The sequence below is a fragment of the Loigolactobacillus backii genome, from assembly GCF_003946275.1.
GTDB classification, from domain to species: Bacteria; Bacillota; Bacilli; order Lactobacillales; family Lactobacillaceae; genus Loigolactobacillus; species Loigolactobacillus backii.
Genome location: NZ_RHNQ01000079.1, coordinates 1 through 7,576, shown reverse-complemented (window position 1 = coordinate 7,576; position 7,576 = coordinate 1). Strand labels below are relative to the sequence as shown.

Genomic DNA, 7,576 nt, shown 5'->3' with positions numbered 1-7,576 from the left:
ATGTAAAAGACAAACCGATTTCTCAATTTCGAGAAGCCGGTTTGCCTTTTTTAAACGGTCGATTATTTACTGCTTACAAAAATAGTAAAAGGCTAGGACAAAAGTCCTGGCCTTTTACTATTTCTGATCATTGCTCTAGAACGTGAACCAAAACTGACTTTTGGCCCACTTCTTATTTTTGTACGAAAGGTGGGGTGTCCAGGCTAGCTTGGGGGTTAGCCTGAATTAATTCTTGGTTAGCCGTTAAGATAATGATTGAAGTATCAATATCGTGGATGATACTGTCGAATTCGGTCATAATTTGCCGGACCACCGTTACTGGCAATTGATCTAATAAAGTATCAATGATGATTACTTTTTTACCAGCAAGAAGTTGGCGGTAAAATTGAACGTAAAAATGTTGTAGTGGCGTTAAATCCTTGCCTAATGTTTCAAAAAAATCGCGATTGCTAATGAGATTAGTTTCAAAACGTTCCCAAAGCTTGGTGTGTTTAACTTGAGCATTATCAAAACTAATTAAAATATTTTCTTTCGCGGATAGATAAGGCAGAATTGAATTTTTTTCTTGAGTAATTAGGCCAATTCTTTTTAGTAGATGATTTTTAGCGAATAGACGGACGTAGCAACGGTAAACTTTTTTAGCCGCTGTTGGTGAAGGCGTATAAATTAAAAATAATTTATTTTCCGGAAAAGTTTGTTGCCATTCCTCAATAAAATTATTTTTTTGCTTTGTTGGTCGGAAATCAAACAAGTAAACACCTCTATTCAAAAATAGTACGACTAATGTGCCAATTGTAGAGTAAGGCCGGTAAGTAACTTGCGGTAAAAACGATTGAACCACCGCGCCATAGGATACTAGCAAAGTATTGACTATAGTCAGTTAAGAAATCTGATGACAGATCTGCTCCCCCAAACAATAATAAGTGACCATTAAAGGGGGTTACTTGATTCGAAAAAATTCGATTCAGGTTGTCCCAACCGGCGGCCGTGGGAGAATCTTTTAAATTGGTTAATGCAGTTGATAGTGAATCGATGAATAGCCGCTGGTTTAGTCGCTCTAAAAGTGCCATAAATGGCGTTTGGAGGCAAAGTAGCAATGTTACCACGACAAAGTAGATGAGTAGAAATAAAGCAACATTTTCAAGGGCAAATTGCCAACTGATGGTTGTGAAGTTCTTGCCAGCCAACCGATAGGCAATCAATTCAGAGCGTCGATGAATCAGGCTAACTGTACTAGCAACCAGAATGATTAAGGCCAGGGCCCAGAGTAAAATAACAAAAATAGTTTGTTCATTTTTCATTAACGTTTCATGAACTAAAATAATCTGCCGTAACGCCGGAAACTTAGAAATATTGGCGGCGTGCTGATCAATCATTCCGAGGCGAACCTGAAAAAGATTTAGAGCACTACGCTGAAAGTCCTTGATTATTAAACAACTTAAACCTAATACTAAAAAAAGTGCCGTGACAATCCCTAAAGTACCAGCATATTTGCGGTGGTACAGTAAACTAGCAAATACTCGTTGTACAATTCTCATCTTTTCACCTCATCACAAAAGTAAGTATAAAGGTATAGTTTGAAAAAAGTATGAATATCTGTTACAAATACTAGAAATTTAAAGGAAAAAATTAAGTTTTATTAGAAATTTGTGCTAAAAAAAGAGTTAAAGCAAATTTTATTTTGCCTTAACCCTTTTTTACGCGCCGATCCAGCTAGTTTCCTGAACCAGAGAAGAAATCCTGGTAAGAGGAGCCACTTGTGGAATCAGATTGACTATCGTTATCGGCGGACACATCATGGTGATCAAGTTCAGGGGCGTCCGTCTTATAGAGATCAGAGGTACTTTGATCATTATTTTTGGAAAAGAGACTTGTTGATTTATTCCCCAGTTGATCACGGATCTTTTTAGCTTTTGCGAAATCGTTGTGGTAATTATAATCTTCCGGATTAACCGGTGTGAATCCTGCTGGTGTGTAGAAGCGTAGCAAGTTTTTATTGTTGACGGTATCAGAAAGTTGAAGTTCTTTTTGAACCTTAGTCTGATCCTTGGCGATTTGCTGTTTTAAGGCGGTGCTTGGGTGGGTGACTAGGGAACCATCACTATTCTTATAAATACTATCATCAACAACTGTATAATCTGGTGTCACAAAGTTAGAATTACGGAAAGGAACGACTTGATCATGTTTGGCCGAGAAAAGATCGGTTCCAAATTGAACGTAGCCACGGTTATTAATGCCTAATAAATGTTCTAAGGTTGGTAACACGTCAATTTCACCACCATATTGCGGTTGAATTCCGCCATTGTGTTGGCCAGGAATGTGAATCATGAATGGCACACGTTGTAGCTGAGCGTTATCGTAATCGTTCCAAGTATCGGCCGATTTGCCCAGCAGTGGTGCAAGGCTAAGGTTATCCGAATTAGAAATTCCGTAGTGATCGCCGTATAAAATAATAATCGATTTATCATATAATCCGGAGGCCTTAAGGTAGTTAAAGAATTCGTGAACGGATTGGTCCAAATAGTGGGCGGTAGCAAAATAATTATCAACTGCCTTATCACCCGTGTTTGGAATTGGAAAATTGCCGTCTTCCTTGTCTAATGGGAAAGGAAAATGATTAGTTACGGTAAGAAATTTAGCGTAAAACGGTTGTTGCAATTGCTCAAGGTACTTGATTGAGCCTTGAAAAAGTAGTTTATCCTTGAGGCCGTACTGTTCTGAACGATCACCAGTTGTATCAAAGTAGCTGGCATCGTAGAAATTATCGTAGCCAAAGTTCTTATAAACGTTGTTTCGATTCCAAAAAGAACCAACGTTACCGTGGAAAACGGCGGAAGTGTAGCCGGCCTGTTGCTTTAAAATTGCTGGTGCCGCCTGGAAGGTGTTATCTGAGCCTAAAGCCGTGAAAACGGAGCCTTGCGGAAGTCCGTAGACACCAGTTTCAAGCATATTCTCCGCGTCACTAGTTTTTCCTTGACCGACTTGATGGAAAAAGTTACTAAACGAGTAGGTTTGATTATCGTGATACAGGCTGTTTAAAAATGGTGTGACGGTTTCACCATTAACCTTGTCATCAATTAAAAATTGTTGAAAACTTTCTAAATGAATAACGATAACGTTTTTACCTTTAGCGATACCGTACATTTTTGGGTTAGGTGCGGCGTAATGCTGATTGATAAAGTTTAGAACGCTATCCAGGTCCGCGCTATCTGCAGAAGCACGAACTTGATTGTTTTGTGCCGTTTTAACGGCGTCATAAACGGTAAACGCATCTAAGCCTAAGTATTTGACAATGTAATTTCGATCAAAAGTACGAGAGAGTAACTGCGGGCGATCGGCCTCACCTAACGTTAAGTTGATCGAGAATAACAAAACCGCCACTGATGTGATCGCTAACGGCAGTCGCCGGGAAACTGGTCGCTTATCTGGTTTAATAAGCCGGGCTAGCAATAAAACTGCGAGAATGATAATGTCGATCCAATAAATAAAGTCATGGGGACTGGCCAGGGCCAACGAACTACCACTTAAACCCTCGGAAACTTTTGAATAGCCAAGCATGGTATTGATGGTCATAAAATCTGTGAACTGGCGGTAATAAATAATGTTGAAGTAAAGTAGCGCCGTATTGGCAGTATCAATCAGTAGTAGCGTGACGTAACTAAGCCACGGACGCTTAATATAGAGGGCTAAACCAAATAGCAGCAATGTTGTTGCTATTGGATTTAGCCATAAAATAAGGTGTTGAAAAATGCCACTAATTCCAAGAGAAAAATCTAAATAGTAAGCAATAATTGTTTTTAACCAAAAAAGTCCAACGACTAAGACAAAAAAGCCACTACGTCGTTTCCAAAATTGAGATTTTAAGATTGATTTCAAGCTGAAAGCAGCTCCTCCGCTAAGATTCTTTCGCTATTCTACCTGTTATAGAAAACAAAAGTCAAACTTGTGTAAGTATCCCACAAATTAGTAAAGTTTTTACAAAGCTCATGCAAATTACTTATCTAAAAAAGAAGTTCTGGTAGACTAAATGAGAAAGTTACTATTGGGCAGGTGATAGGATGATTTTTTTGGGGCCGTTATACCAGCTAGTGGTTGAACAATACGCAGCACACATCAATCACTTTCCGTTAATTCGTTTAATTTTTTACAGCGTTGATAAAACAATGTTATATTTTCTATTCTTTTTAGTCATCCGTTGGTTATTTATAATCCGCCGCCATTTGCAACTTCGGCGGTGGTCTTTTTGGCGGCATGAATTGCTTCTTTACCTGTTTGTTTTCTATTTAATGTTATTATACGCATTAACTGTCTTTCGTGGCATTTATTTTCCTAAACAGTTAGTCACTCACTTGGCTTTACCCCGTGGGGAGATCAACTTACGCCCCTTTGTGGAAACAATGAAACTCACCCAAGGACAATCAATAGTTGACTTCATCTACAATTTATACGGCAACATTCTATGGTTTGTTCCTTTTGGATTTGGACTTGGGGTTATAACCCGAAGAAAAAATTGGTTACTGAGTTTAATACCAGTCATTTTATTCAGCGCCATCGTTTCACTTTCAATTGAAACTTGTCAGTATTTTCTATCTACGGGAATTGCTGATATTGATGATCTGATCTTTAATACCATTGGTGGCTTACTAGGATTTTGTGGTTATGGTGTTTGGCGCTTAGTGAAGCGTATTTGGCGTAAGCATAAATAAGGTGTGCCGCTTTTAAAACGTTAATTTGGTAAGCAATAAATAGGTGTAGACCAAATATTTTTGCGGCGTTTGCTACGTTTTGTGCATAAAATCACACTTTCAATGAAAACGTGTGTGACTAGTCTATTTTTGAAATTAAGTACCGAGGCAGCCTTTCAAAGGCAATCTATACCATTTTTCAGACCGATTTAATTAGGAAAAAAGAGTTGCAAGTCGACTTTGTAAACGTTAAAATAACATTTCGTAAATAAAGAGAGAATAGAGGAAAAGTAGTGAATATTTTAATTGCATTAATTCCTGCAGTTGCCTGGGGGAGTATTGGGCTTGTTAGCGGCAAGCTTGGTGGTAATGCCTACCAGCAAACGTTAGGAATGACGATCGGCGCGCTTATCTTTTCTTTGGGTGCGTATTTAGTTTATCAACCCGTTTTAGATGTGAAAGTTTTCGTCGTCGGAATTGCTTCCGGGCTATTATGGAGTGTCGGTCAAGGTCAGCAATTTCAATCGATGCAGGTAATGGGTGTGTCACGCACAGTACCAATGTCAACCGGGATGCAACTGGTTGGGAATACACTTGCTGGTGCTTTGTTATTTCATGAATGGCAGACCACTCGTGAAGTAACGCTGGGTTCAATTGCACTAGTTATTTTGATTATTGGTGCAACCTTAACTTCTCGTAAGGATCCTAGCAGTACAACGAACGATACGCGAGATTCCGAAGTTGGTAGAGGGATGCGAATCCTGTTAGTCTCAACAATTGGCTATATGGGTTATACAGTTATTGTTGATTGGGGCCAGGTTAATGCCATCGCGGTTATTTTACCGCAGGCAATCGGAATGCTACTTGGTGCCTGCATCATGTCATACGGCAAAAAGGCACTGGGTAAGGCAACGGCCAAAAATATTTTAACCGGGCTACTTTGGGGCGCCGGAAATATTTTCATGTTCCTTTCGATTCCTAAAGTGGGCTTAGCTGTTAGTTACTCGCTATCTCAGTGTGGGATCATCATCTCAACCTTAGGCAGTATCTTCTTACTTGGCGAAAAGAAGACCAAGAAGGAAATGGTTTACGTTACGCTAGGTTGTTTATTCGTCATTGCGGGTGGCGTCTTACTAGGGTATATGAAAGCATAATTAATTTTAAAAATACGGAATAGGTAATTAGTTGATGAATCTAATTCTTATTCCGTATTTTTGTTTGAGCAATTTTTATAATTAAATAATTTTCGGATGAAGATTGTTTTGACTTATTCATTCTAAATGGCGGACTTGATCTTGCAATTTTGGCCTAAAGCGGCTAAAGTTATTGATGGTAGTTTACTATATTAAGGGGGCTATTTTTGATGGCACATATTTCTTTTGATGATTCTGCTTTAAAGACGTTTGTTCATGATAATGAACTTGGTCAGATTCAACCAATGATTACAGCGGCACATAACGAGGTAGTTAATGGCACCGGTGTTGAGTCACAGATGCTTGATTGGTTGCATTTACCACATGATTACGATAAGGATGAGTTTGCTCGGATTAAGGCTGCGGCTAAAAAAATTCAGAGTAATTCTGAAGTTTTCGTTGCAATTGGTATCGGTGGTTCATACTTAGGTGCTCGCGCTTCAATCGACTTTTTGAGCAGCACTTTTTACAACATGGCACCAGATCGTAAGGTACCACAAGTTTTCTTTGCTGGGAACTCAATTAGTTCAACTTATCTACAAGATCTTCTTGATTTAATCGGTGATCGTGACTTCTCGATTAACGTTATTTCTAAATCAGGTACAACAACTGAACCTTCAATTGCATTCCGAATCTTCAAAGAAAAGTTGGTTGCTAAGTATGGTGCAGAGGGCGCTAAAGAACGTATTTACGCCACAACTGACAAGGCTAACGGCGCTTTGAAGAATGAGGCTGATGCTGAAGGCTACGAAAGCTTCGTTATTCCTGACGGTACCGGTGGTCGTTATACAGTCCTAACTGCTGTTGGTTTATTACCAATTGCTGTTGCTGGTGGCGACATTGACGGTATGATGGAAGGTGCTGCGGCTGCTGAAGATGCTTACGCAGATCCTGATGTGACCAAGAATGACGCTTATAAGTATGCTGCTTTACGTAATATTTTGTACCGTAAAGGTTATACAACTGAATTACTTGAGAATTACGAACCAACTTTGCAGTACTTCTCCGAATGGTGGAAACAATTAATGGGTGAATCTGAAGGTAAGGATCAAAAAGGTATTTACCCATCTTCAGCTAACTTTACAACTGATTTACATTCATTAGGTCAGTACATCCAAGAAGGCCGTCGTAATTTGATGGAAACAGTTGTCAAGATTGACAAACCAACTCATGACTTAAAAGTACCTGAAGAAGAAGGTAACTTAGATGGTCTTGAATATTTACAGGGCAAATCAATCGACTTCGTTAACACTAAGGCTTATCAGGGTGTTGTTTTAGCACATACTGATGGCGGCGTTCCGGTTATGAGTGTTCATATTCCAGATCAAACTGCTTATACTTTGGGCTATTTAATCTACTTCTTTGAACGTGCCGTTGCTGTATCTGGTTACTTGAATGGGATTAATCCATTTAACCAACCAGGTGTTGAAGCTTACAAGAAGAACATGTTTGCGCTTTTAGGCAAACCTGGTTTTGAAAAACTAAGTAAAGAATTAAACGAGCGCCTATAAAAATAATTTTTTAGACGTTTTCTAATCAAATAAAAAGCCCCTAAGGCTATGAAATGTAAACCGTGATTACGGCCTACGTTTCATGATCCTAGGGGTTTTTTATTTTTTATGGGTCTACACTTTCTGGTATTGGTGAATAACTAATACCGGTTTTTTGTCTGTTTTGAAAATCAGAAAAATAAAAAAG

General features: G+C 38.9%; 6 protein-coding genes. 3 read left to right on the top strand and 3 right to left on the bottom strand.

Annotation, left to right across the window (positions count from 1 at the left end; all coding sequences use genetic code 11):
• Positions 1-172: 172 nt before the first annotated feature.
• From EKM61_RS10615 to EKM61_RS10605, 3 genes are all read right to left on the bottom strand, one after another.
• Positions 173-751, bottom strand: a complete 579-nt coding sequence (locus EKM61_RS10615; RefSeq protein WP_068225168.1) for a hypothetical protein — start codon at positions 749-751, stop codon at positions 173-175.
• A 10-nt stretch (positions 752-761) separates the two neighbouring features.
• Positions 762-1,538, bottom strand: coding sequence for a hypothetical protein (locus EKM61_RS10610; protein ID WP_068225166.1), 777 nt, complete (start codon positions 1,536-1,538; stop codon positions 762-764).
• Between the two features lie 175 nt (positions 1,539-1,713).
• Positions 1,714-3,876, bottom strand: coding sequence for an LTA synthase family protein (locus tag EKM61_RS10605; RefSeq protein WP_068225164.1), 2,163 nt, complete (start codon positions 3,874-3,876; stop codon positions 1,714-1,716).
• A gap of 182 nt (positions 3,877-4,058) precedes the next feature.
• On the opposite strand from EKM61_RS10605, the gene EKM61_RS10600 reads away from it, so the two are divergent.
• The 3 genes from EKM61_RS10600 (at position 4,059) to EKM61_RS10590 (ending at position 7,389) form a co-directional block, all read left to right on the top strand.
• The gene (locus EKM61_RS10600; RefSeq protein ID WP_068225162.1) at positions 4,059-4,706 is read left to right on the top strand and encodes a VanZ family protein; all 648 of its coding nucleotides are present in this window, start codon (positions 4,059-4,061) and stop codon (positions 4,704-4,706) included.
• A gap of 272 nt (positions 4,707-4,978) precedes the next feature.
• Positions 4,979-5,839 (top strand): GRP family sugar transporter, encoded by an 861-nt coding sequence (locus EKM61_RS10595; protein ID WP_068376756.1) that lies wholly within the window; start codon positions 4,979-4,981, stop codon positions 5,837-5,839.
• 209 nt (positions 5,840-6,048) lie between these two features.
• Positions 6,049-7,389, top strand: a complete 1,341-nt coding sequence (locus EKM61_RS10590) for a glucose-6-phosphate isomerase (RefSeq protein WP_068225156.1) — start codon at positions 6,049-6,051, stop codon at positions 7,387-7,389.
• Positions 7,390-7,576 lie beyond the last annotated feature (187 nt).

Bases quoted from the DNA above. Each gene is read 5' to 3' on its own strand.
- EKM61_RS10610 (WP_068225166.1), bottom strand. From the start codon at position 1,538: ATGAGAATTGTACAACGAGTATTTGCTAGTTTACTGTACCACCGCAAA.
- EKM61_RS10600 (WP_068225162.1), top strand. From the start codon at position 4,059: ATGATTTTTTTGGGGCCGTTATACCAGCTAGTGGTTGAACAATACGCA.
- EKM61_RS10590 (WP_068225156.1), top strand. From the start codon at position 6,049: ATGGCACATATTTCTTTTGATGATTCTGCTTTAAAGACGTTTGTTCAT.